Genomic DNA, 23,741 nt, shown 5'->3' with positions numbered 1-23,741 from the left:
GTTTTAAAACACCTATCTCTATCTTTGTTTAATTTATTTGTTGTTATTAAGTAGGTGTACTAAATCTGGATCGTTTTCAATGCGTTTAATTTCATTTTTAACCAACAGCTCAACGTCTTTTTTTATTTGATTGTAATTATCTGTAATAGCCCTATCTAGGTGATCATTGCCTTTGTAGTCTGTAAAAGAGGTAAGAGTTGGTATTTTTTTATAATTCATTTCTTGATTTTTTATCCTATCAGAATCTATTAGTATTTGTGCGTGGAAAAACTTCTGCTTTATTTTTTGAGTAAAATCATCAGATACAGCCCCAACAAACATTCCTTGACTTAAAGACGATATTTTAGAAGCGGGGATAAGCATATCGAGCTGAGTGGAAAAAGAGGTGGATCTATCTTGCCTAGTAATAGATATACTTTGGCGTTTTTGAAGTATTTTTCCAAAACGCTCAGATAAGCTCTTGGCTGTATCTCCAACTACTTGACCAGAGAAGATGTTACCCACCGTGTTTTGAATGACCTTGCTCTCTTTATCTCCATAGTCTCTTACTAGTTGAGAGAAATCCTGAAAACCTAAGCACACCGCTACTTTATTACTTCTAGCCGTTGCAATTAAATTATCAAGGCCTCTGAAGTAAATAGTTGGAAGCTCATCTATTATAACGCTACTTTTTAGCTGGTCTTTTTTGTTTATCAGCTTTACAATACGGGAGTTGTAAAGCCCAAGAGCTGCTGAGTAAATGCTCTGGCGATCTGGATTATTTCCCACACAGAGAATCTTGGGCTCACTGGGATTGTTAATATCAAGGGAGAAATCATCTCCACTCATAACCCAGTACAGGGATGGAGATATCATACGAGATAGCGGAATTTTTGCCGATGCGATCTGTCCTTGAAGCTGATCTTGAGCTCCTCCTTGCCAGGCGTCCATAAAAGGAGAGAGATAGTTTTCTAAGGAGTCGTACGAGGTTAAAATAGTAAAAACATCTTTGTAGGGTTTGTTAAGTAGCTCAATAGCATGAGGAAAGGTGCAGTGTTTACCATTTTTGTAAATCTTTAAAAACCATATAATAGCCGCTAGAAGGATAATCGGCGATTCTACAAAAAAATCACCTTGTTTTTGTATCCAAGATCGGTTAAGATTAAGCATAATGGTGTAAGCTGATTCATAGGCGTCGGAGATATCTGTTATAAACTTAGGGTTTATTGGGTTACACCTGTGGCTTTTTCTTGGATTATCAAAGTTTATAACATAAAACTTAGGCGTTATTTTGTATTTATGAGCATGTAAAAGAAGATGGTTATAGGCAATAGTTGAAAGATCATCGTATTTAAAATCATAGATATACATGGCAAAGCCTTTTTCTATTTGCTGCTTGATAAAACTGTTTATAACCGCATAGGTCTTACCCGAACCTGGAGTCCCTAGAACAATTGTAGCTCTAAAGGGATTAACTACATTAATCCATCCATTATGCCATTTTTTTCGGTAGTAAAATTTAGTTGGAAGATTAACCGAATACGGGTTTTGCAAAAGTCGAGTCTCTTGATAAAAACTTTCATTCTCTAAATTAAAAACATCTTCTAAAAGCTCTTGATTTATAAGTCTACTTAAATATGCTCCCGATACAAGAAGTAGTATATATCCGATTGATAAAGTTGTGATGTATAGGATATTTACAATAAGTAAGTTTATTTTTAAAAGAAAAAAGTTTAAAAAGAAAAGCCCAGCTCCCATTAAAAATAAAATAGCTACTTTCTTTAAAGTGATTTTTTGATTTTTTACCCCTGTGTTTCCCAAAAGACTTAAAGCTAGAAGTAAAATAGAAAATATCTTAGTATAGATTGGATGTGCAAATAAACTTGCTTTTGAGTTAAATCCTAAAAGGATTTTATCAATCACAGGGTGGGTTAGCCCAAGGCGTATAAATAAGGAGTAACAGAACCAGTATATGTGCAGAAGTAGTATAATAATACTAACGGCTCTTAAAAAAGATAAAATCTTTGAAAGGGCTCTTAAATCATCTTCGCTTTGCATAATTTTATATCTTTAAAAATTAGAATATTAAAAATATAGGTTATTGCTTCTTTTTTATCTTATTGACTCTTAAAGGAGGTGTTTGTCCTTAAAAGACAAGACTATGTTTTATATTAAACCAACTAAAAATTCTAAAGGTTTTCAGCTTTGGGGAAGTCGTGAAGATTTAAGTGAGCTGTATGATTCTTTTTCTATTTTCTTTAATGATCAAATCTATGATTCGGAATTAGAATTTGATTCTTGTGATAAAATTATAAGTGGGTTTTATATAAGATTAGAAAAGCCTTTAATGATAGTAGATTAAAGCGAAACTCGGGACATTTAAGTGATAGTGAGTTTGTTTAATGTATCTCCGTTTATTGACATAATGCTATTTTTGTCTTGTACTAAGCTATTTTTAATAGTTTTAAATAGAAAAATAGATAGAATAGGGGGGATTGAATATACACCAAGAGAGTTGTAAGAGAAAAATGATATAATCATTAAGAGTTAACCCAAAGCTAACTCTTAATGAATTATAAAATAAATCTCAGTCTTTTATATGCTTTATCCTATGGGTTAAACTCGTTTGTTTTTATTGATTTCATCTTGAAGCTGTCTTCTGATTTTTTGTTCTCGCTCTAAGGATGATCTTTTATATTCTTCAAGTTCACTTTCTGCTTCGATTTGTTTTCTAGTGGCATCCTTTGTGTTGGTAAAACTTTTCTTGAATTGGATAAATAAGATACCTAAAACCAATAGGAGTATTAAAATAATAGACCAAACTATTGTTTTAAAAGTACTTTTATGGGTACTGATACCTATAAAGTCAAGATTGTTTTCTTTATCAATTGCAATTGTTAGGTTTTCTTGAAGAACTTGTAATTGATTGGATAAAGAATCTATAGATTTTTTTTGTTCTATAAGAGAATTCTTATTCTCTCTTATAGTAGTTTGTAGGTTGTTTATCGAATCCTTTACATTTTGTTGTACTTGTTGTAATTTATTTTTCTCTACTACCTTGTAATTTTGCCAATTATTTGATTGGCTAATTAGTGTGTTAAATTGGTGTTCTATTGTATTTGTATCGCTTTGTGAGTAGCTTGATAAGGTAAATGTTAGTAAGGTGGCAGATAAAATAATGGCTTTTTTCATTAATTAAATTTTTGAATAAGATTTGTCTATAGGCATATATAAAGATTGAATGATTTATTTAAATTAAACGTAAAGATATTTAGAAAAGTATATACTTACCCATTAGTGTCCGATAAAACTTATTATTAAGGGATTATTTGGTCATAACATATTGAAAGTAAGATTTATATCTTTTTTATCTCATAGTTAGCCTAAAAATAGGCTGTCAAAATAAAGAACGTTGTTTTATCTCTTGATTCTAAATAATCCAATCTTGCTCAGGATTTTCTAAGAAATGTAATAGTTTAATGTAGTTAAACAGATGAATCTTACAAAAACTTACCAAGTTTGAGAAAGGCCAACTTCTATTTGCCATCTCATTTTGTATAAGGCAGCTATCATATCCGACTTTATTTGGAAAAGATTAGTTATAGACAAGAATTCCCTCTTATGCTCTCTATTAAAAAAACTTCACCTTGCACAGTTTAAGCTTCGTTGTACTGTAGTTTATTTTAATAAGCTTATTTATATAAGCTCCAGAAACAAGAAGCAGTATGTATCCTATAGATAAACTACTAATGAGTAGACTAACTGCTAGAGATGAGTTTAGAAAGAAAAGTGATGCTCCAATACAAAATAGAATAATTATTTTCTTTTAGGTGATTTTTCACCCCTTTGTTTCCCAAAAAACTCAGTTCTAGAAGTAAAATAGGAAAATAGCTTCATGTAGATTAGGATAGAGAAATAAACTTGCTTTAGCGTTAAATCCTAAAAGGATTTTATCAATCACAGGGTGGGTTAGCCCAAGGCGTATAAATAAAGAGTAACAGAACCAGTAAATGTGCAGAAGTAGTATAATAATACTAACGGCTCTTAAAAAAGATAAAATCTTTGAAAGGGCTCTTAAACCATCTTCGCTTTGCATAGTTTTATATCTTTAAAAATATAGGTTATTGCTTTTTTTTTATCTTATTGACTCTTAAAGGGTTTGTTTGTTCTTAAAAGACTTGGTTTATTTTTAATAAGATGAACTTTGTTGTTATTGTTGAGAAAAAACTATTTTTATCTTGTAAAAAATAAAAGACAAGACTATGTTTTATATTAAACCAACTAAAAATGCTATAGGCTTTGAGCTTTGGGGAAGCCGTGAAGATTTAAGTGAGCTGTATGACTCTTTTTCTATTTTCTTTAATGGTCAAATCTATGATTCGGAATTAGAATTTGATTCTTGTGATAAAATTATAAGTGGGGTTTTATATGAAATTAGAAAAGCCTTTAATGATAGTAGATTAAAACGAAACTCGGGTCATTTAAGTGATAGTGAATCTGTTTATTATGGATGTTGTTTATCGTGGGTTCAAGGAATATTTTTTATTCAGGCAATTAGGTACAAGCAAAGGCTATTGCCAACTAATAAACTAGCTCTAGCACATTTGTTAGAGTTTGAGTATTGGATGGAAAAAGCAATGTATGAATTTGACTTTAAAACAGCTTTAGAATTAAAAGGTTTTATAACCGGTAGAATAGATACCTCAAATGACTGCCTGTATATTTATATGAGAAAAATTAACCTAGAATACTTTTTGTTAAATGGAGGTAAAAAGGCCTTTAAGGCCTTGCCAGGATTGCTAGAGAGAGCCTGTTATGGAACTTTGGGTTATAATATTTACAGAGAAGAACTAGAGCGTGAGGCTAAAAGATTAAAAATTAAGGTAACAAGTTTAGAGCTTGATGATGATTATTTTGATTATGAAAGCGTGAAGTGGTAATTGTTTCTTTTAGTAAGTTTAAGTAGAGAGTATAATAAAAAGTCAGCAATGTATAAAATAAAGATAGATAAGATTTTAAAAGAAATTCAAAAAGAAGAATTAGAAGAGTTTCTTGTGTATTACAGTGAGAGGAATCCTCAGTTTAAACTGGATCTAGAGACTTATTTCTCAGATAAGTTTAAAAATGATGATATTCAAAATAGGTATAGAGCACTTTTTAAAAGTATTATAAGTTCTTATAATTATAAGGGCTTTATAGATTATAATAACACACCAAGACTTGCTAGTGAGTTGCAAGAACACTTAGAGACTTTAGAGGTGTTGATTCAACGTCATAGGTATAAAGAGTCTTTAGACATTATAAAGGCAGCTTTAACAGAAGTAATTAAAGTTGTAGAGTATTGTGATGATAGTAGTGGGCATATAGGTGTTTTGTTATCTGAGATATTGCAGTATTTAGATAAGCTAATAGAATCACAAGAAATAGGTGAGCTTAAATTAGATCTAATGGAATTTTTAGAAAGTCAAATAAACAAAGAGATTTACTTTGACTATGGAGACTATGGCTATGATTTATTAGACTCATATAAAATGCTTTGTTTTAAAACGGAAAATAAAGAACGTTTTTTAACCTATATTGATAAAAAGGCTAGTAAAGAGAAAGATAATCGTTTTTTGCTTGAACACCTTATTAAGCTCAAATTAGATTTTTTTGAACATTATAAGGATATAGATTCTTTTTTAGCCACTATAATGAATAACTTAGAGCTATCAGATGTAAGGATTAGACTGGCTAACTATTATAAAGACAATAAAGAATTTGACAAGGCTAAACAACAAGTCTATATAGGTATTAAACAAGCTAAGGAGTTAGATTATTTAGGGATTGTTTTTAGGTGGGAATGTCTTCTTTTAGAGATTTATGAGTTAAGTGGTGATATAGAAAAGATGCGCTGTTTATATAAAAAGTTTGCTCTAGAAGGTAAGGGTGATAAATCTGAGTATATAATTAAGTGGAAAAACACCTATACGGATTCTAATTGGGGTATTGTTTTAAAGGATTATATAAACGAAGTAATAAAAGATGTAGATAGGTTTTGTAAGAAAAATACTTATATGACCACAGATGCATATAATAGAATGTTACTGGAAAGATTAGGTAAGGTTTATGTTTTGGAAAATATGATACAGGATTTGTTTAATTTAGTGAGTCAGGTTAAAGATCTAGGATTAGTGCTAAGTTATACTGATGTTTTACAAAAACATTATGATGACTTTGTTTTAGTAGACCTTTTAATGCCATTAGTACTTTTACGGGCTAAAGGACTTAATAATAGATCAGGTTATAGAAGTCTAGCTTACATTATTAAAGAAATACAAGATAGATTTATTAATCAATCTATAAAAATAGAAACTACTATAAAAGCCCTTCAAGAATTATATCCAAGAAGAACTGCTATGATTGAAGAGCTAAACAAATTAAGGTCTATGTAATAAAAAAGATGTAGTTAAAAAATATAGGAAAAAGAAAGAAGGGAGTCTTCACTAATAAAACACACCACTCCACACAAAAAATCACATTTTTGCTAGTACCAATATTTTAAAAGTGTACATTTGTAACTTATTGTTAAAAAACATTGACACTTACTGACGAAAAAGTATCTTTAGACAGTAACAATAATGAAAAAAAGTATGGAAAAAGAAGTTAAAATTGCAGTGATCGGACAAGGTTATGTAGGCCTTCCTTTAGCACTAGCTTTTGCGCAACATTTCCCAGTAGTGGGATTCGATATAAAAGAAAGCAGAGTAGCGGAGCTGCAAAGGGGGATTGACCTTACTAAAGAAGTGGACGAGAGTCAGTTAAACGTCTCAATTTTAACTTATAACAACTCAGGAGGAGTAAAGGGGTACAAACCAAGTACGAGTATCAGTGATATCGCAGAGGCAAGTGTATATATCATTACGGTACCCACCCCGATTAACCAGTTTAATGCTCCTGATCTTACTCCATTAAAATCATCGTCTAAACTAGTAGGTACTGTACTAAAGCAAGGAGATATTGTGATTTATGAATCTACAGTATACCCAGGATGTACAGAAGAAGAGTGTATCCCTGTATTAGAAGAAACTTCTAAGTTAGTATTTAACCGTGATTTTTATGTAGGGTATTCACCAGAGCGTATTAACCCAGGAGATAAAGTCAATACCTTAGAAACGATTGTAAAAGTTACTTCAGGTAGTACTCCCGAAGTAGCAGAAGAGATAGATCAGTTATACCGTACCATTATCAAAGCGGGTACACATAAAGCACCATCATTAAAGGTAGCTGAGGCTGCAAAAGTAATAGAGAACGCACAGCGCGATGTTAATATTTCTTTTGTGAATGAGTTAGCGCTAATCTTCGATCGCTTAGGAATCGATACCCAAGATGTATTAGAAGCAGCAGGTACGAAGTTCAATTTCCTTAAATATAAACCAGGACTGGTAGGAGGACACTGTATCTCTGTAGACCCGTATTATTTAGCCCATAAAGCGATTCAAGTAGGGTATTACCCAGATGTAATTTTATCAGGACGTCGTGTGAATGATGAGATTCCGGTATTTATTGCGAGCAAGGTAGTGAAGCTAATGATTCAAAAAGGAATCGACGTTAGTCGTTCTAGAGTATTGTTATTGGGCTTTGCTTTTAAAGAGAATTGTCCCGATACCCGTAATACGAAAGTAGCGAAGATCTACGAAGAATTAGTTTCTTATGGTATTAAGGTAGATGTATATGATCCATGGGTAAGTCCTGTAGAGGTGAGAGAAGAATATGGTATTGAGGTAATGACAACAATGGGAGGTATAGAGCATAAGGACTTTCAAGTGAATGATCATAGGCTACCGTTGAGTACTAAACGTTATGATGGATTAGTTTTAACAACAGCACATGAGGATTTCCGTACTTTAAATATTGAAGAAATGGTATCTTCGCCAGCGGTTATTTATGATGCGAAAGCAGCATTAAATAGAGAAATAATAGATAGTAGATTGTAATAATATTGAAATATATAAAAGCATAAAATGAAAAGTATTCAAAAAATTTGTTGTGTAGGAGCAGGTTATGTAGGTGGCCCTACTATGGCAGTTATTGCACAGAAAAATCCTCATATTCAGATTACCGTAGTAGATTTAAATGAAGCACGTATCCAAGCGTGGAATGATAAGGATTTGAGTAGGTTACCTATTTATGAGCCAGGTTTAGATGTGGTGGTTGGTGAAGCAAGAGGGCGCAATTTATTTTTTGATACCAATGTAGATAAAGCTATTGATGAAGCGGACATGGTCTTTATTTCTGTAAATACGCCAACTAAGACGTATGGAAAAGGAAAGGGAATGGCTGCAGATTTAAAGTATATAGAATTATGCGCACGTCAAATAGCAAGAGTTGCTAAGACGGATAAAATCGTAGTAGAGAAATCTACACTTCCAGTGCGAACTGCACAAGCTATTAAACGAATTCTTGATCAAACAGGTAATGGAGTAGAATTTCAAATCCTGTCTAATCCTGAGTTCTTAGCAGAAGGAACAGCCGTTCAGGATTTAATGAATCCAGATCGTGTACTGATTGGTGGAGCAGAAACGAAAGAGGGACAAGAGGCTATTGAAGCTTTAGCTGCTATCTATGGAGCATGGGTGCCTGAGGAGCGTATTCTGCGTACTAATGTATGGTCATCAGAGCTTTCTAAACTGACTGCCAATGCCTTCTTAGCACAGCGAGTATCATCTGTTAATGCTATCTCTGAGTTATGTGAAGTATCAGGAGCAGATGTTAGTGAAGTAGCCAGAGCAATAGGAACGGATAGCCGTATTGGGAACAAGTTCTTAAAAGCATCTGTTGGATTTGGAGGTTCTTGTTTCCAAAAAGATATCTTAAACTTAGTGTATATTGCTAAGTCTTATGGATTAGATGCAGTAGCAGATTATTGGGAGCAAGTAATCATTATGAATGATTATCAGAAGCGTCGTTTTGCAGAGAATATCGTAACTACGTTGTTTAATACGGTAAACGATAAAAAAATCGCCTTCTTAGGATGGGCATTCAAGAAGGATACGAATGATACAAGAGAATCAGCGGCTATCTATGTAGCGAATGATCTAATTGAAGAAGAGGCACAAATCCACGTATACGATCCTAAGGTAACAGAACAGCAAATGTTGTCTGATTTAGATTACTTAGCGACTCGCGAAGCGGAGTTGAATAAAAAGCATTTGACAGTACACCAAGATCCTTATACTGCCCTAGAAGAAGCACATGGTATTGCAGTATTGACAGAGTGGGATGAATTCATGACGTACGATTGGCAACGTATCTACGATAAGATGCAGAAGCCTGCATTTATATTCGATGGACGTAATATTTTAGATCGTCAAGCATTAGAAGCAATAGGATTTGAAGTTTATACAATAGGTAAAGGGCAAAACTAAAGAGATATGAAGAGTATATTAGTAACTGGTGGAGCGGGTTTTATAGGGTACTTTACTGCAGAACGTTTAATTCAAGAAGGATATCATGTTGTTTGTATTGATAATATAAATGATTATTATGATGTCAGTCTTAAATTTTCTCGTTTAAAAGAGCTTGGTTTTCAGAAGGACGAAGTAGAAGTATGGGGAAATAAAACACAATCAAGTTTGTATTCTAATTTGTTCTTTTATAGAATGAATTTGGAAGATCGTAATGCGTTGCCTCTATTATTTGAAGAATATCAATTTGATGGAGTTATTAATTTAGCTGCACAAGCTGGAGTTCGTTATAGTTTAGAGAACCCAATGGCTTACGTGGATAGTAATTTGGTGGGTTTTGTTAACCTATTGGAATGCTGTAGATATAATAAGGTAAAACATTTAGTGTATGCTTCTAGTTCTTCAGTATATGGAGAGAATCCAAAAGTTCCTTTTGGAGAGGAAGACCGAGTAGATTATCCAGTTAGTTTATATGCTGCTACTAAAAAAGCAAATGAATTAATGGCTCACACTTATAGTCATTTATATCAATTACCAACATCAGGATTGCGTTTTTTTACTGTTTATGGGCCTTATGGACGTCCTGATATGGCACCAATACTATTTGCTTCAGCTATTACTGAAGGAAGAGCAATTAAAGTGTTCAATAATGGAGAAATGAGCCGTGATTTTACTTATATAGATGATATAGTGAATGGAATTCTTATTACATTATTGAATGTCCCAAAAGAAGATTTTGAACATCCATATTATCAGCTTTTTAATATTGGGAATGGTTCACCTGTTTCTCTAATGGAGTTTATCGAAACCTTAGAAGCTGAACTAGGGCAAGTAGCAGAAAAAAATATGATGTCAATGCAACCTGGAGATGTACCTAGAACTTGGGCAGATACGTCTAATTTAAATAAATTGGGATATAAGAGCACAACCTCTATTAAAGAAGGAGTAGCTAGTTTTGTTAATTGGTTCAATAATTATATCGTTTAATGCTCAGTAATCTTGTTAAAACTTTTAAAGCTAATAGGCAGGTATTTAGTAATATGTCATATTTGACAATTTTACAACTAATAAATATAATTATACCTCTTCTAACATATCCTTATATAATAAGAGTGTTAGGGGTTGATAATTATGGCTTAATAGTTTATTCTCAAGCTATTATAGGATATATTGTACTCTTGATAAGTTTTGGGTTTAATATTACTGCGACAAAAGATATTAGTAGAAATAGATTGAATGTTAGAAAACTATCAAAAATAGTTAGTTCGGTTTTTGTTATAAAATTTTCGATATTTATTATTTCTTTAGTAATATTAATGTTAATTGTTGTTGGTTTTGCGTTAGATTCAAAACTTAGTAATCTACTGATTTTAACTATGTGGATGGGGTTTTATGAAGTTTTTTTTCCTGTTTTTTATTTTCATGGAACAGAGAAAATGAAATTTATTACTTTATTAAACTTTATATCTAAGATATTATTTTTAATTCTTGTTTTTGCTTTTATTAAAAATTCAGAAGATGTTTATTTATATCCTGTTTTTAATGGATTGACAGGATTGATAGTTTGCATTCTATCTATAAAAATAGTATTAAAGCATGGTGTAAAATTATACTTTCCAAAATTTTCAATTCTCACTTATTATATAAGAAAAAGTTATGTAATGGCCTTGGCTTATGCTTCAAATAATTTAAAAAGTGGATTAAATATTATTTTGATTAAACTGTTGTTTGGAGTTAAAGAAGTAGCTTATTTTGATCTAGCTATGAAAATAATTACTATGGGGAATACTTTTTCAGATGTATTAAATCAAGCTGTTTTTCCAAAAATTTCACGGGAGAAAAATATGATATTCTTGAAGAAAGTATTAGTAGTGATTTTATTTTCGACAAGTTTGTTTGTGATTTTTACATTTCTCTTTGGAGAGTGGATTGTTAGAATTTTAGGTGGAGTAAATATGAGTAATGCTGTGCTTGTTTTGAAAATAGTTTCATTTGTGGTTCCTTTTTATGCAGTGGGAGGGTTGCTTGGAAGAAATTGCTTAATAGTTTTTAATAAAGATAAAATTGTTCTAAGAAGCATGATTGTTTCTGGAATATTATATTTGTTTTTGGTTTTAATTTACTATATGTGTAGGTGGGAAAATTTGGAAATATTCTCTATGTTTTTTTTAGTTTCTTTTATGTTTGAAACATTATATCGTTATTATTATTGTAAGAAAGAAAAATTGATTTGATATGAAGCGGATTCTTGTATTTATTTATTTAATGCTATTTAATATTGTTTTAGGGATTTATAATCTAGTTCTTAGTATTATTTTTTATAAAACAATTAAAGTTTATATGTGTAATCATTTTACTATAGGAATGAATACAATTATTCGAAAAAGGACTAAATTTCCTCATCCTATTGGTATTGTTATTGGCGAAGGGGTTATATTAGGTGATAACTGTTATATCTATCAAAATGTTACTTTAGGAGTTAAAAATGGGGCATATCCTAAATTAGGTAATAATGTTATTATTTATCCAAATAGTATTATAGTTGGAAATGTGAATATAGGTGATAACGCCATTATAGGGGCAAATTCAGTTGTACTGAATGATGTGGAATCTAATTCAATCGTTGCTGGAAATCCAGTAAAAAAAATAAAATAAGATGAAAATTTCAGTTTTAATATCTATTTATTCTGAACCAATAGAATGGATTAAAGATGCTTTAGATTCAATTCTATATCAAACATTTCAGGATTTTGAAATTATTTTAGTAAATGATAATCCTACTAGATTAGAAAATGATATCTTGATAAGTGAATATTCTAACAAATTTAAAATATTTAAGTATATTAGAAATGAACAGAATATTGGTCTGACTAAATCATTGAATAAAGGCTTAGAAATCTGTGAAGGTGAATATATTGCTAGGATGGATGCAGACGATATTTGTATGCATGATAGATTTGAAAAGCAAGTGTTATTTATGGATGCAAATGAAGATATTGTAGTGTGTGGAGCAGAAGTAGAAACTTTCGGTAAAGAAAGTAAGATTATAAAATTTACTAATTCTAGTATTAATATACGTGACTTTTTCTTTATAGCCAACCCTAGTAACGTTCCTGTGGCACATCCTGTGGCTTTTATCAGAAAGAATGTTTTGGATAGGTACAAAATTAAGTATGATGAACAATTTAGTAAAGCCCAAGATTTCGCTTTATGGTTTGAGTTATTGAAACATGGTGAGATTTCTAATTTGCAGGATGTATTAATTAAGTATAGATTGTCCGATTCTCAAATAAGTAGCAAGGGGAAGTATGAACAAATAAATACAAGACGAATTGTGTATTTACGACATGTTGCAGATATATTAGAAGAAAAAAAAGTGGTCGTACCTTCAAGTTTAAATTTTGAGTTTTATAAAATATTTAATAGTAATAAGAACTTTATTAGGTCTAAAATATCAAAGAATCAGTATGAAAGTTTAATGGTTTTTTTTATTAATAATGCTACGGTTAATAGAATAACACGTATTTATGTTTTAATAAAGGAGTACAGATTTCTTTTTAATAGAGATTTGATGTTTAAGGAAAAAATGAAATGTATATTAAAACTATTAAGTAATTAGAGATAAGTTGGTTAAATTATGGAAATATACATAGTTCTGGTTTTGTTGTTATTAGTTATGAGTTTTTTTAAAAGCAATAAAGTGTTGTTTTTAGTAAGTACTTTTTTTTTAATATTTCTAGCCGGTTATAGAGAGGTAAATGTTGGTAGTGATACAATAAATTATTTTTATATTTTTAAAGGAAGAATCGAAGGTAGCGATTTAGAATTTCTTTTTGTGTGGTTACTCACATTTGTTGAACAAGTGGGAGGTGACTTTAATTTTCTTTTATTAATACTAGCTATTTTATGTGTTTTACCAGTTAGTTATGTTGTATATAAGACTAGTAATAATGTATTCTATTCTTTATTTGTTTATACTTCATTATTTTTTTATTTTAACTCTTTCAATATTACAAGACAATCAATAGCTGTTAGTTTCTGTTTTTTAGGGTATTATTTTTTAGATAAGAAAAAGTTGAAAAGTTTCATAATAGCTATAATAATTGGTTTTTTGTTTCATCGATCAGCTATTATTGCATTTATTTTATATCCCTTATTGTTAGTTAATGTGAGTAAAAAACTTATGTATCTCATTACTGTTCTTAGCTTGATTCTTAGCACAACGGGGGTATTTACTAGTCTACTTACGATATTAGGTTTTTTTGGTGAGAAATACTTAGCATATTCTTCTTTATTGGATATAAAAGAAGGAGGGATAGTAACGAGATTATTACTAAATGTATTTTTACTAACGATCATCTTTTTAGTGAAGAAAATTGATATTTGGTTGATAAGTATGTTTATTGGAGTTATTGTTTTAAATGTTTTGTCATTTTCTCCTGAATTAGGAAGATTATCTCAAATTTTTCTAATAGGGCAAGTGGTTCTTTTTGCAAATTTGAGATTTTATGTTGAAAAAAGTAAATACTTTTTTTTAACTTTTGTAGTAAGTATTTACTGTTTAAGTGTTTTTACGGTATTGTTACTTAGTAATAGTGGAGAAATAGTGCCATATAAAATGTTTTAAAATATGAAAATTTTAATTGATAATTCATCATTATATGCAGGTGGAGGTATTCAAGTAGCTATCTCTTTTTTAAATGACCTTTTAGAGCTAAGCGATGAAAATGAGTACCATATCATTCAGTCCTTTGCGATCAATCAATTAGTTGATAGTTCTAAATTTGATAAACGTTTTTCTTTCTATGCTTTAGACAAGAAATGTGGGAAATCTATTTGGATGAGAAATAATAGAATGAAAAAATTGGAAAAGGTTATTAAACCAGAAGTGATTTTTACTGTTTTTGGACCATCTTATTATCGTAGTCGTGTACCTAAAATTGTTGGTTTTGCCATAGGTCACATTGTTTATCCTGATTCATTGTTTTTTAAAAAACTGTCTTTGTATGCTTTTTTTAAAAATAAAATTATAAATAGAATAAAAGATAGTTTTTTTTATTTTAATTCAGATGTTTTGATTTTTGAAACTGATGATGCGAAGTCAAGATATGATAAACATATTGGATTTAGATTACCGACTTATACGGTATCTAATACATTAAATTCTATCTTTTATAATAAAACAGATTGGAAAGAAATTGTAGTAGATAGAAGTGATTTTAATATACTTTATTTGACGGCTAATTATTCACATAAAAATTTGAATATTATTCCTGATGTCATTGATGAGATTATTAATTTAAATCCTAATTTAGACTTTTGTTTTCATCTTTCAGTTACAAAGCAAGAAATGCAATTTGATGAGAAGTATAATAAGTATATTAATTATTTAGGAGTAGTGGATTTGAGATGTATACCTAGTTTATATAAACAAATGGACTCATTATTCATGCCAACATTGTTAGAAATATTTTCAGCATCTTATCTGGAAGCTATGTTTATGAATGTACCTATAATCGCTTCGGATCTTAGTTTTGCAAGGGACATATGTATGGATTCTGCGATTTATGCTAAAGCTGATTCTGCTCGAGATTATGCTACTTGTATTTTAAGACTTTCGGAAGATGTGAGTCTTAAGAATAATCTAATTGATCGTGGAAAAAATAATTTTAAACGATTTGGAACAAGTATGGAACGTACGCAAAAATATTTAGGAATATTAGAAAAATATATTAATAAAAATGAAACAAATTAAAGATAAAGTTCTATTAATTACAGGTGGGACAGGTTCGTTTGGTACTGCTGTATTAAAAAAATTTTTAAAAACCGATCATTTTAAGGAGATACGTATATTTTCACGTGATGAGAAGAAGCAGGATGATATGCGTAATGAGTATAAAAACGATAAGATTAAGTATTTTATTGGAGATGTACGTGATTATAATAGTATTGAATATGCTATGCATGATGTAGATTATGTGTTTCATGCAGCGGCTTTAAAACAGGTGCCTTCATGTGAGTTTTTTCCTATGCAAGCAGTAAAAACAAATGTAGAGGGAACACAGAATGTAATACGCGCCGCAGCTTCTAATAGAGTGAAGAAAGTAATTTGTTTGTCAACAGATAAAGCAGCTTATCCAATTAATGCTATGGGAATTTCTAAAGCGATGATGGAGAAGGTAGCTGTAGCTGAAGCACGTAATTTGACTGATACTGTAGTTTGTTTAACACGTTATGGTAATGTAATGGCATCACGAGGTTCAGTGATTCCTTTATTTATAAGTCAGATAGAAAAGCAAGAACAGCTGACGATTACAGATCCTAATATGACAAGATTTCTTATGTCTTTAGAAGAAGCAGTTGAACTAGTTTTATTTGCATTTGAACACGGTAATCCAGGTGATTTGTTTGTCAATAAAGCACCAGCAGCAACTATTGGTGTATTAGCGGAAGCTGTAAAAGCGTTAAAAGGAGTTGATAATGGTGTCAAAATAATAGGCACTCGACATGGAGAGAAATTATACGAAACGCTTTGTACACGTGAAGAAATGATGAATGCTGAAGATATGGGAGATTTTTATCGTATTCCAGCTGATAATAGGGATTTGAATTATGCTAAATATTTTTCTCAAGGAAAAGAAATTAATGACGAAATAGAAGATTATAACTCACACAATACAAAGCGTGAAGATCTAGAAGGGGTAAAGAGATTATTACTAAAACTAGATTTGTTTAAATAATCAAGATGGTATCTTTTTCTTCAGGGAATGTATTTACTGATCATAGAGGTAAATTATTATTCAACAATAATATTGATTTAAGTTTATTCAAAAGACTTTATATAATTGAAAATTCATCTTTAAACGTAAGAAGAGGATGGCAGGGGCATAAAATAGAAAAAAGATTTTTTTGTGTGAGTCGTGGTAGTTTTTTAATAAAAGTAGTCAAAATAGATGATTTTGAGAATCCATCTACCAATTTAGTGGTACAGGAGTATATTCTTAAAGCATTAAATTTCGACAGCTTATTATTGAGTTCTGGTTATGCAACTTTAATTCAAGAGTTGGAAGAAGATTCGCAATTATTAGCATTTTCGGATTATTTACTAGGAGAGGTAGATGATAATTATAAATATGATTTAATGACATGGAAATAAAGAAAGTAAAAGTTGTAACTATTTTAGGAACAAGACCTGAAATTATTAGATTAGCGGAATGTATCAAAAAATGTGATACATATTTTGATCATATTCTTGTACATACTGGGCAAAATTATGATTATGAGTTAAACGAAATTTTTTTTGAAGATTTAGGGCTTAGGAAACCTGATTATTTTTTAAATGTAGCAGGTGCTCATTTGGGGGAAACAATTGGTAATGTGATTTCAAAATCATATGATATTCTGAGTAAAGAACTTCCAGATGCTTTATTGGTATTAGGTGATACAAATAGTGTGTTGAGTACAATTGCAGCTAAAAGATTAAAAATCCCTATTTTTCATATGGAAGCAGGTAATAGATGCTTTGATCAAAATGTACCAGAAGAGATTAATAGGAAAATATCTGATCATATAAGTGATATAAATTTAACTTATACAGAAAACAGTAGACGTTATTTATTGAGTGAAGGTTTTAGAAAAGATCATGTTTTTGTAACTGGATCTCCTCTAAAAGAGGTACTTATTAAGTATCAACATAAGATTGAGAGTAGTAATGTTTTAAAAAATTTAGGATTAGAAAAAGACAAATATATTGTTGTAAGTGCTCATCGTGAGGAAAATATTGATTTAGGTAATAATTTTGAAATTTTAGTTGAAGCGATTAATACTGTTGCTGAAGTTTATAAATTACCAATTATATTTTCAACTCATCCAAGAACTAAGAATCGAATTAAAAAAAACGATGTAGTTTTTCATCCATTGGTAACTAATGTAAGTCCTTTAGGTTTTTTTGATTACGTACAATTACAAGCAAATTCATTTATTGTTCTTTCTGATAGTGGTACTATTAGCGAGGAATCTGCAATGATGGGATTTCCTGCTGTAAGTATTAGGACTAGTACTGAAAGACCAGAGGCTGTAGATGCAGGTACAATTGTTTTAGGTGGAATTGATAAAAATCAGATGATTAATTCTATTGAAATTTCTAGAGGGTTGTTTGATTCTAGTATTAGTTTACCAGATGAATATGAGGTAACTAATACTTCTGACCGTGTTGTTAAAGCAATAATGAGTTATACATCTATTGTAAATAAAGTAATTTGGAATAAAGATGGGAGAGGTTAATAAAAAGAAGTTGTTAGTTATTGGTATAAAGGGAATGGCTGGACATGTTCTTTATAACTATTTTAGTAAAATATCAGATTATGATGTTTTCGGTTTAGCTAGAGGAGTAGTTGAAACTAAAAATATATTTAACTTAGATGTGATTGATGTTTCTAAATTAAGAGAACTAATAAGTAAACACCGATTTGATATTGTTGTTAATTGTATAGGAATTTTGAATAAAGATGCAGAAGATAACCCTTCAAAAGCAATATGGTTTAATAGTTATTTTCCTCATTTTTTAGAAGAAATAACTAAAGATTCTAAAACTAAAGTGATTCATATTAGTACTGATTGTGTTTTTTCTGGAAAAGATTTGGGAGGAAACTATACAGAAGTTTCTTTTAAAAATGGTGAAGGTTTTTATGCTCAGTCTAAGGCTCTTGGAGAATTAAATAATAATAAAGATGTAACTATTAGAACATCTATTATTGGACCTGAAATTAATTCAAAAGGAATAGGACTATTTCATTGGTTTATGAGTCAATCAGATGAATTAACTTTAAAAGGTTTTTCAAAAGCTTATTGGTCAGGTATAACTACCTTTGAATTAGCGAAGGTTATCGATGAGATTATAAAACAAAATATAGTTGGCTTGATTCAAGTTGCAGCTACTAGTAAAATTGATAAATATACTTTGTTACAGTTGTTTAATAAAATATATAAAAAAGGAATTATTAATATTGAAAAGAATGATTCTTATGTTATAGATAAAAGTCTTAAAAGTATTCGTAAAGATTTTCAATATGAAGTTCCTAGTTATGATTTAATGTTAGAGGAGCAATTACAATGGATCTATGATAATGAGGAGTTGTATAAACATTATATGTAGATTACATAATGAAAGTATTAATTATAAGTCAGTATTTTTGGCCAGAAAATTTTAAAATTAATGATATTGCTCTTGGATTAAAAGAAGAGGGGCATGATGTCATAGTATTAACTGGACAACCTAATTATCCAGATGGAAGTATCTATTCTAACTATAAGAATAGAAAATGTATAGAGTATTGGAATGGTATAAAAATCTATCGCTCTATTTTGATTCCAAGAGGAAACGGTGGAGGGGTGAGGTTATTGTTAAATTATATGTCATTTGCTGTATTTGGTTCTTTTAGAGTGTTTAATATTAAAGAAAAGATTGATTGTACTTTAGTATTTGAACCTTCACCTATTACAGTTGGTTTTCCAGCTATGATTTATAAAATGATTAGGAAAGTGCCTTATGCTTTTTGGGTTCAAGATTTGTGGCCTGCTTCACTGACTGCTGCTGGTGGTGTAAATAATAAGTTAGTACTAGGTTTTTTTAATTGGTTAACAAAAGAAATTTACAAGTATTCTAGCATACTATTGGTACAGTCAAGAACATTTTCTGATTATATTTTAAAGCAAGGTGTAAAAGAAGACAAAATAATTTATCTACCAAATACAACAGAAATTTTTTATAAGAGGATTAACTATACAGATAAGTATGATTCAGTAGTACCCAAAGGGAAGAATATTTTATTTGCTGGTAATATTGGAGAAGCTCAGAGTTTAGATACTTTTTTAGAGGCAATGAAGATTGTTATTGACAAAGGGATGGAATTTAATTGGATAATTGTGGGTGATGGAAGATATAAAGAATCATTGAAAGAAAAGGTAAATAAGTTGTCCCTTTCTGAGTATGTTTATTTTGTTGGTAAATTTCCTTCAGAAGAAATGCCTTATTTTTTCTCTTATGCTGATGCTTTGTATGTTTCTTTAAAAAAAGATTATATTTTTTCACTTACAATTCCTTCTAAAGTGCAATCTTACTTAGCTTGTGGTAGACCTATTTTAGCAAGTTTAGATGGTGAAGGTGCAAAGGTTGTGAAAGAAGCTAAGGCTGGATTTATTTCAGATTCAGAAAATGTAGAAGAACTTGTAATTAATATTGAGAAAATAATTATGTTGTCTACAGAAGAAAAAAATATGATGGGACAGAATGCATTAGATTATTTTAATAAAGAGTTTAAGAGATCTGTCGTTTTAGAGCGTTTAATTAGAGTACTTAATAATATTATTAAATAAATGAATGTTGTAGCAACAGGGACTTCAGGCTTTGTAGGGCAAAATTTAGTGCCTTATTTAGGTAATAAGGGACATTGTGTTCATACTTTATCTTTACGTAAAGAAAATTGGCAAAGTAGTATTCCTACAACAACAGAAGTGATTATTCACTTAGCAGGTAAGGCGCATGATACAGCTAATACCTCGAGTGCAAATGAGTATTTTAAAGTCAATAGAGATTTGACGATAGAATTATTTAATCATTTCATTAAAAGTGATGCAAAAGATTTCTTTTACTTTAGTTCTGTAAAAGCAGTAGCAGATACAGTGGAAGGAGTTTTAAAAGAAGATGTAACACCTAATCCTTATACTCCTTATGGACAATCAAAGCAGGAAGCGGAACAGTACCTATTAAATGCTTCTCTACCTAAAGGTAAAAGAGTGTTTATTATTCGCCCATGTATGATACATGGTCCTGGTAATAAAGGAAATTTAAACCTATTATATAAAGTAGTAGAGAAAGGTATTCCTTGGCCATTGGCATCTTTTGATAATCATCGTTCTTTTTTATCTATAGATAACTTATGTTATTTAGTGAATGAAATGATGCAAAATGCTAATGTGTCTTCAGGAGTATATAATTTCTCTGATGACAAAGCTTTATCAACAAATGAATTGGTAACCTTAATAGCGAAGGTGTCTAATAAGAAACTTAAACTATGGCATATCTCAAAAGGATTAATGAATAGTATGGCTTCTATTGGTGATAAGATAAAATTACCTTTGAACTCTGAACGATTAAAGAAATTGACAGAGAATTATGTGGTTTCTAATGATAAAGTGAAAGTGGCATTAGGTATAGATAAATTGCCAGTAAGTGCAGAAAAAGGATTGGAAAGAACGATTGCTTCATTTCGTGAAGAACGTCAGATGTGATGGGTGATGGAGGTGAAGAAACGAAAAACGTAAAGGTCGTTAAGCATAAAGACGCATCACGTTGATACGCATTACCTTTTTAACGAGCGAGCGACTTACACATTACGACCGTAACGTCGTTACGATTAAAAAAGAAAAAAATGGAATACATTATAGTATTAGCAATATTATTTATTGCAGAGTTAGTGTACTTTAAGATAGCAGATAAGTACAATATCATAGATAAACCAAATGAGCGTAGCTCACATACACAAATCACTTTAAGAGGGGGAGGAGTAGTGTTCTATTTTGGGGCACTTGCATACTTTCTTTACTCTGGATTTGAGTATCCTTACTTCATTATAGGATTGACAGCTATTACCTTAATTAGCTTTTTAGATGATATCTTTACATTATCGAATAAGATACGTTTGTTGGTACATTTAGGATCTGTACTGTTGATGTTCTATCAATGGAATTTATTTGAGTTATCTTGGTTGTGGATAGTACCAGCTCTAATTGGAGTGATAGGAACGATCAATGCTTATAACTTTATGGATGGGATCAATGGGATTACAGCTTGGTATAGTATTGTGGTATTAGCTCTATTAGCTTTAGTGAATCAAACAGTAGGCTTTGTGGCTATGGATTTGATTTTATTTGCTTTATTAGGTGCTGTGGTATTTACATTCTTTAACTTTAGAACAAAGGCTAAGGCTTTTGCAGGAGATGTAGGTAGTGTGAGTATGGCATTTATTATTGTCTTCTTATTAGGACAATTAATTATCACAACAGGTAATTTTAGTTATATTTTATTCTTAGCTGTATATGGTATAGATGCTGTATGGACAATTGTTCGTCGTGCATTGAATAAAGAGAATATTTTTCAAGCGCATCGTACTCACTTATACCAATATTTAAGTAATGAAGCTAAGGTAAATAAACTTTATGTTTCTTTTGGATATGGAGTTTTACAGTTTATTGTAGGTTATGGAACTATACTTATGACTTCACAGGAAATGTGTACACAGGTTGCTTTTGCTGTTGGTGTATTGGTGGTAACGAGTGTGGTGTATTTAGTTGTAAAGAAGAAGGTAATAGAAAGATACGTTTCTTAGTATAATACTAAGAAGCTTATAAAGTTTACAATAAAAAATATTATTTACTTTACTTTTTTTCTTGATAAAAAAAGTAAACAAAAAAATCAAGGCTCAACCTAGCAAATGGTCTTCTTACATTTCGATTTGCACTAACACCCCAAACTCCCTTTGGGCGAGGTGACCGTTAGCAAATCTTCAATGAGAAGACACTCACTCACTAGCTTAGGCCGTAAGATCGCTTCGCAAGTATAACTGTGTTATACAGTTCACTTAACTGTCGCTTTGCAAGTGTAATTACTTTTAAGAGTTTATTTAATTTATCATTTTGTAAGAATAATCGTTTAAGAATGAAAAAATACCTAATATACGGTAAAGGTGGTCATGGTAAGGTAGTAGAAGATACAATTTACCAGTTGGACAATGATAATAGTGTAGAGTACTTTGATGATGCGTCAAATCCTTATAGTGAGAGTTATGAGAAGGAGGCAGAGTTGATTATAGGAATTGGAAATAATGAGGTACGTAAACGTATAGTAGGAGATGTGAAGCATAGGTTTGCTACGATTATACATCCTACCGCTTATGTGGCTCCATCTGCAGAGATTGGTGAAGGTACGGTAGTATTAGCGAATGCTGTAATACAAGCAGATGCTAAAATAGGAAAACATTGTATTATCAATGCGAATGTAACTGTGGATCACGATGCAATAGTAGAGGATTACGTATGTACTTATCCTGCCGCTTATGTAGCGGGTTTTGCTCGTATTACGGAAGGTCAGACTTTGAAACCTGGACAGGTGGTGTGGAAAAGTGAGGTTTTGTAGGGAAAGAGAACCGATTGATAAAACAGTAAATGAATATAAAAAAGCCAAAGATTAATGAGTAAATCTTTGGCTTTTGTCTTTATGATATAATTTGTTTGCTAGTTCGTAATCTTTGTATTGTGATATATAGGCTGAGATCCTTCACAAGTTCAGGATGACGCAGTTTGTGGGGTATTGTTTTCTGTGAGTTTGTTATTTGTTATTCTGTTACAGATAATAAATAGTCTTGAGAAAGCTCAAAAAGACAAAAAAACGAATAAACAAAAGACAACTTTTATCGTTTATTATAATATATCTCTATTCCTTTCTCTATGCAGAAGTTCTTAGCTGTGAAGTTTTTTCCTTTGTATTCTTCACCGATGATGCGTACATCTATTTTATAAGAACGTATGATGTCTTCTAGGTCTTGTTCTGTGATATAAGGAACTATCTCATCTACATATTTACACCCTTTAAGCTGAATATAGCGCTCTACTAATGTCTGTGGAGCTAATCCTTTATAATCTTTATCTGTATGTGGATTAGTCTGTAAACCTACAATAAGGTAATCACATTGTGACTTAGCATCTTCTAGCATTTTGATATATCCTGCGTGTAGGTGATCAAAGGGACTGAAGGTAATTCCTATTTTCATTTTTTGTTTTTTAAGTTGTGTAAACTTATTGAATTTTTCGAGATTAATGATACCCTATGATGATAAGATTTCTCTGTTACATTACCTTGTTGAATATTCCACTGAAAGTAAACAGTCTATTCCGGTGTGAAAGTGAACAGTCTATTCCAGTGTGAAAGTAGACAGTTCTTCGCCTTGTTTTTTAGTAGTATAAATATAGCTAAAAAGAGTTATTATTTTTTGATTATTTTTCTGAGAGATTCTCCTTCTAATTCAAAGCGAATAGCAGAGTGAATTATTCTATCTAAAAACGCATCTGCAATGTATGCACCCGAGCAAGTACATCTTGTGAGATCTAATTATTCTTCTACATTATCCAGGATAAGTTTCTTGTAATTATGAGGATATAGGTCAGCGATATTCTTGTGGTTGATGGATTGAATATTTTCAAGAACATACTTTAGCCATTTATATGGATTAATGTCATGCTTTTTGCAGTTAGCAAAAAACG

General features: G+C 30.8%; 24 protein-coding genes. 19 read left to right on the top strand and 5 right to left on the bottom strand.

Annotation, left to right across the window (positions count from 1 at the left end; all coding sequences use genetic code 11):
• Positions 1–33 precede the first annotated feature (33 nt).
• Complete coding sequence (mobC, locus tag HX049_RS13600; RefSeq protein WP_286416482.1) at positions 34–2,037, bottom strand: conjugal transfer protein MobC; 2,004 nt, start codon at positions 2,035–2,037, stop codon at positions 34–36.
• Between the two features lie 103 nt (positions 2,038–2,140).
• Here mobC and HX049_RS13595 point away from each other — a divergent pair, with 103 nt between their 5' ends.
• Positions 2,141–2,341 (top strand): DUF6904 family protein, encoded by a 201-nt coding sequence (locus tag HX049_RS13595; protein ID WP_244154080.1) that lies wholly within the window; start codon positions 2,141–2,143, stop codon positions 2,339–2,341.
• 254 nt (positions 2,342–2,595) lie between these two features.
• Here the strand turns inward: HX049_RS13595 and HX049_RS13590 are convergent, their stop codons facing one another.
• Positions 2,596–3,171 carry a hypothetical protein gene (locus HX049_RS13590; protein WP_016649235.1) on the bottom strand — a complete coding sequence of 192 codons (576 nt, stop codon included), beginning with the start codon at positions 3,169–3,171 and terminating at the stop codon, positions 2,596–2,598.
• Positions 3,172–3,847: 676 nt separating this feature from the next.
• The gene (locus HX049_RS13585; RefSeq protein WP_286416480.1) at positions 3,848–4,075 is read right to left on the bottom strand and encodes a YWFCY domain-containing protein; all 228 of its coding nucleotides are present in this window, start codon (positions 4,073–4,075) and stop codon (positions 3,848–3,850) included.
• A gap of 166 nt (positions 4,076–4,241) precedes the next feature.
• Between HX049_RS13585 and HX049_RS13580 the strand changes: the two genes are divergently transcribed.
• The 18 genes from HX049_RS13580 (at position 4,242) to HX049_RS13495 (ending at position 22,617) form a co-directional block, all read left to right on the top strand.
• Positions 4,242–4,919 carry a DUF6904 family protein gene (locus HX049_RS13580; protein WP_286416478.1) on the top strand — a complete coding sequence of 226 codons (678 nt, stop codon included), beginning with the start codon at positions 4,242–4,244 and terminating at the stop codon, positions 4,917–4,919.
• Positions 4,920–4,967: 48 nt separating this feature from the next.
• Positions 4,968–6,413 carry a hypothetical protein gene (locus HX049_RS13575; RefSeq protein WP_286416476.1) on the top strand — a complete coding sequence of 482 codons (1,446 nt, stop codon included), beginning with the start codon at positions 4,968–4,970 and terminating at the stop codon, positions 6,411–6,413.
• Between the two features lie 198 nt (positions 6,414–6,611).
• Positions 6,612–7,955 carry a nucleotide sugar dehydrogenase gene (locus HX049_RS13570; protein ID WP_286416474.1) on the top strand — a complete coding sequence of 448 codons (1,344 nt, stop codon included), beginning with the start codon at positions 6,612–6,614 and terminating at the stop codon, positions 7,953–7,955.
• Between the two features lie 27 nt (positions 7,956–7,982).
• Positions 7,983–9,386, top strand: coding sequence for a UDP-glucose 6-dehydrogenase (locus tag HX049_RS13565; protein ID WP_286416473.1), 1,404 nt, complete (start codon positions 7,983–7,985; stop codon positions 9,384–9,386).
• 6 nt (positions 9,387–9,392) lie between these two features.
• The gene (locus HX049_RS13560) at positions 9,393–10,412 is read left to right on the top strand and encodes a GDP-mannose 4,6-dehydratase (RefSeq protein WP_286416471.1); all 1,020 of its coding nucleotides are present in this window, start codon (positions 9,393–9,395) and stop codon (positions 10,410–10,412) included.
• Positions 10,412–11,659, top strand: a complete 1,248-nt coding sequence (locus HX049_RS13555; protein ID WP_353653719.1) for an oligosaccharide flippase family protein — start codon at positions 10,412–10,414, stop codon at positions 11,657–11,659. Before HX049_RS13560 ends, HX049_RS13555 begins: the two co-directional genes overlap by 1 nt.
• Position 11,660: 1 nt before the next feature.
• Complete coding sequence (locus HX049_RS13550; RefSeq protein ID WP_286416469.1) at positions 11,661–12,080, top strand: serine O-acetyltransferase; 420 nt, start codon at positions 11,661–11,663, stop codon at positions 12,078–12,080.
• A 1-nt stretch (position 12,081) separates the two neighbouring features.
• Positions 12,082–13,044 carry a glycosyltransferase gene (locus tag HX049_RS13545; protein WP_286416467.1) on the top strand — a complete coding sequence of 321 codons (963 nt, stop codon included), beginning with the start codon at positions 12,082–12,084 and terminating at the stop codon, positions 13,042–13,044.
• 18 nt (positions 13,045–13,062) lie between these two features.
• Positions 13,063–14,052 carry an EpsG family protein gene (locus HX049_RS13540; protein ID WP_286416466.1) on the top strand — a complete coding sequence of 330 codons (990 nt, stop codon included), beginning with the start codon at positions 13,063–13,065 and terminating at the stop codon, positions 14,050–14,052.
• Between the two features lie 3 nt (positions 14,053–14,055).
• Positions 14,056–15,180, top strand: a complete 1,125-nt coding sequence (locus HX049_RS13535) for a glycosyltransferase (RefSeq protein WP_286416465.1) — start codon at positions 14,056–14,058, stop codon at positions 15,178–15,180.
• Positions 15,167–16,165, top strand: coding sequence for a polysaccharide biosynthesis protein (locus tag HX049_RS13530; protein WP_286416464.1), 999 nt, complete (start codon positions 15,167–15,169; stop codon positions 16,163–16,165). Before HX049_RS13535 ends, HX049_RS13530 begins: the two co-directional genes overlap by 14 nt.
• Positions 16,166–16,338: 173 nt before the next feature.
• Positions 16,339–16,581 carry a hypothetical protein gene (locus HX049_RS13525; protein WP_286416462.1) on the top strand — a complete coding sequence of 81 codons (243 nt, stop codon included), beginning with the start codon at positions 16,339–16,341 and terminating at the stop codon, positions 16,579–16,581.
• Positions 16,572–17,708: a non-hydrolyzing UDP-N-acetylglucosamine 2-epimerase gene (wecB, locus tag HX049_RS13520; protein WP_326368675.1), complete on the top strand. Its 1,137-nt coding sequence runs from the start codon at positions 16,572–16,574 to the stop codon at positions 17,706–17,708. The genes HX049_RS13525 and wecB overlap by 10 nt, the downstream gene beginning before the upstream one ends.
• Entirely contained in the window at positions 17,695–18,579 is an 885-nt protein-coding gene (locus HX049_RS13515; protein WP_286416461.1) for a dTDP-4-dehydrorhamnose reductase family protein, read from the top strand. The genes wecB and HX049_RS13515 overlap by 14 nt, the downstream gene beginning before the upstream one ends.
• A gap of 8 nt (positions 18,580–18,587) precedes the next feature.
• Positions 18,588–19,799, top strand: a complete 1,212-nt coding sequence (locus HX049_RS13510; protein ID WP_286416460.1) for a glycosyltransferase family 4 protein — start codon at positions 18,588–18,590, stop codon at positions 19,797–19,799.
• Positions 19,800–20,714, top strand: a complete 915-nt coding sequence (locus tag HX049_RS13505) for an NAD-dependent epimerase/dehydratase family protein (protein ID WP_286416459.1) — start codon at positions 19,800–19,802, stop codon at positions 20,712–20,714.
• A gap of 140 nt (positions 20,715–20,854) precedes the next feature.
• Positions 20,855–21,811: an MraY family glycosyltransferase gene (locus tag HX049_RS13500; protein WP_286416457.1), complete on the top strand. Its 957-nt coding sequence runs from the start codon at positions 20,855–20,857 to the stop codon at positions 21,809–21,811.
• 329 nt (positions 21,812–22,140) lie between these two features.
• The gene (locus tag HX049_RS13495; RefSeq protein WP_286416455.1) at positions 22,141–22,617 is read left to right on the top strand and encodes a transferase; all 477 of its coding nucleotides are present in this window, start codon (positions 22,141–22,143) and stop codon (positions 22,615–22,617) included.
• Positions 22,618–22,891: 274 nt separating this feature from the next.
• Here HX049_RS13495 and HX049_RS13490 read toward each other — a convergent pair whose 3' ends face one another.
• Both HX049_RS13490 and HX049_RS13485 read right to left on the bottom strand, forming a co-directional pair.
• Positions 22,892–23,251 carry an adenylyltransferase/cytidyltransferase family protein gene (locus HX049_RS13490; protein ID WP_286416454.1) on the bottom strand — a complete coding sequence of 120 codons (360 nt, stop codon included), beginning with the start codon at positions 23,249–23,251 and terminating at the stop codon, positions 22,892–22,894.
• Positions 23,252–23,589: 338 nt separating this feature from the next.
• On the bottom strand, positions 23,590–23,741 hold a 152-nt coding region (locus HX049_RS13485; RefSeq protein ID WP_286416528.1), incomplete at its 5' end, for a transposase domain-containing protein.

The organism is Myroides odoratimimus, assembly GCF_030326305.1.
GTDB lineage: Bacteria > Bacteroidota > Bacteroidia > Flavobacteriales > Flavobacteriaceae > Flavobacterium > Flavobacterium odoratimimum_A.
Note: the sequence above shows the minus strand (reverse complement) of the source record. Positions and strands in the feature narration are given on the sequence as shown.

Excerpts from the sequence above, each read along its gene's own strand:
- HX049_RS13570 (WP_286416474.1), top strand. The coding sequence starts at position 6,612 with ATGGAAAAAGAAGTTAAAATTGCAGTGATCGGACAAGGTTATGTAGGC.
- HX049_RS13540 (WP_286416466.1), top strand. The coding sequence starts at position 13,063 with ATGGAAATATACATAGTTCTGGTTTTGTTGTTATTAGTTATGAGTTTT.
- HX049_RS13565 (WP_286416473.1), top strand. The coding sequence starts at position 7,983 with ATGAAAAGTATTCAAAAAATTTGTTGTGTAGGAGCAGGTTATGTAGGT.
- HX049_RS13515 (WP_286416461.1), top strand. The coding sequence starts at position 17,695 with ATGGGAGAGGTTAATAAAAAGAAGTTGTTAGTTATTGGTATAAAGGGA.
- HX049_RS13585 (WP_286416480.1), bottom strand. The coding sequence starts at position 4,075 with ATGCAAAGCGAAGATGGTTTAAGAGCCCTTTCAAAGATTTTATCTTTT.
- HX049_RS13555 (WP_353653719.1), top strand. The coding sequence starts at position 10,412 with ATGCTCAGTAATCTTGTTAAAACTTTTAAAGCTAATAGGCAGGTATTT.
- HX049_RS13505 (WP_286416459.1), top strand. The coding sequence starts at position 19,800 with ATGAATGTTGTAGCAACAGGGACTTCAGGCTTTGTAGGGCAAAATTTA.
- HX049_RS13595 (WP_244154080.1), top strand. The coding sequence starts at position 2,141 with ATGTTTTATATTAAACCAACTAAAAATTCTAAAGGTTTTCAGCTTTGG.
- HX049_RS13535 (WP_286416465.1), top strand. The coding sequence starts at position 14,056 with ATGAAAATTTTAATTGATAATTCATCATTATATGCAGGTGGAGGTATT.
- mobC (WP_286416482.1), bottom strand. The coding sequence starts at position 2,037 with ATGCAAAGCGAAGATGATTTAAGAGCCCTTTCAAAGATTTTATCTTTT.
- HX049_RS13510 (WP_286416460.1), top strand. The coding sequence starts at position 18,588 with ATGAAAGTATTAATTATAAGTCAGTATTTTTGGCCAGAAAATTTTAAA.
- HX049_RS13580 (WP_286416478.1), top strand. The coding sequence starts at position 4,242 with ATGTTTTATATTAAACCAACTAAAAATGCTATAGGCTTTGAGCTTTGG.
- HX049_RS13550 (WP_286416469.1), top strand. The coding sequence starts at position 11,661 with ATGAAGCGGATTCTTGTATTTATTTATTTAATGCTATTTAATATTGTT.
- HX049_RS13530 (WP_286416464.1), top strand. The coding sequence starts at position 15,167 with ATGAAACAAATTAAAGATAAAGTTCTATTAATTACAGGTGGGACAGGT.
- HX049_RS13545 (WP_286416467.1), top strand. The coding sequence starts at position 12,082 with ATGAAAATTTCAGTTTTAATATCTATTTATTCTGAACCAATAGAATGG.
- HX049_RS13500 (WP_286416457.1), top strand. The coding sequence starts at position 20,855 with ATGGAATACATTATAGTATTAGCAATATTATTTATTGCAGAGTTAGTG.
- HX049_RS13575 (WP_286416476.1), top strand. The coding sequence starts at position 4,968 with ATGTATAAAATAAAGATAGATAAGATTTTAAAAGAAATTCAAAAAGAA.
- HX049_RS13560 (WP_286416471.1), top strand. The coding sequence starts at position 9,393 with ATGAAGAGTATATTAGTAACTGGTGGAGCGGGTTTTATAGGGTACTTT.
- HX049_RS13590 (WP_016649235.1), bottom strand. The coding sequence starts at position 3,171 with ATGAAAAAAGCCATTATTTTATCTGCCACCTTACTAACATTTACCTTA.
- HX049_RS13490 (WP_286416454.1), bottom strand. The coding sequence starts at position 23,251 with ATGAAAATAGGAATTACCTTCAGTCCCTTTGATCACCTACACGCAGGA.
- HX049_RS13495 (WP_286416455.1), top strand. The coding sequence starts at position 22,141 with ATGAAAAAATACCTAATATACGGTAAAGGTGGTCATGGTAAGGTAGTA.
- wecB (WP_326368675.1), top strand. The coding sequence starts at position 16,572 with ATGGAAATAAAGAAAGTAAAAGTTGTAACTATTTTAGGAACAAGACCT.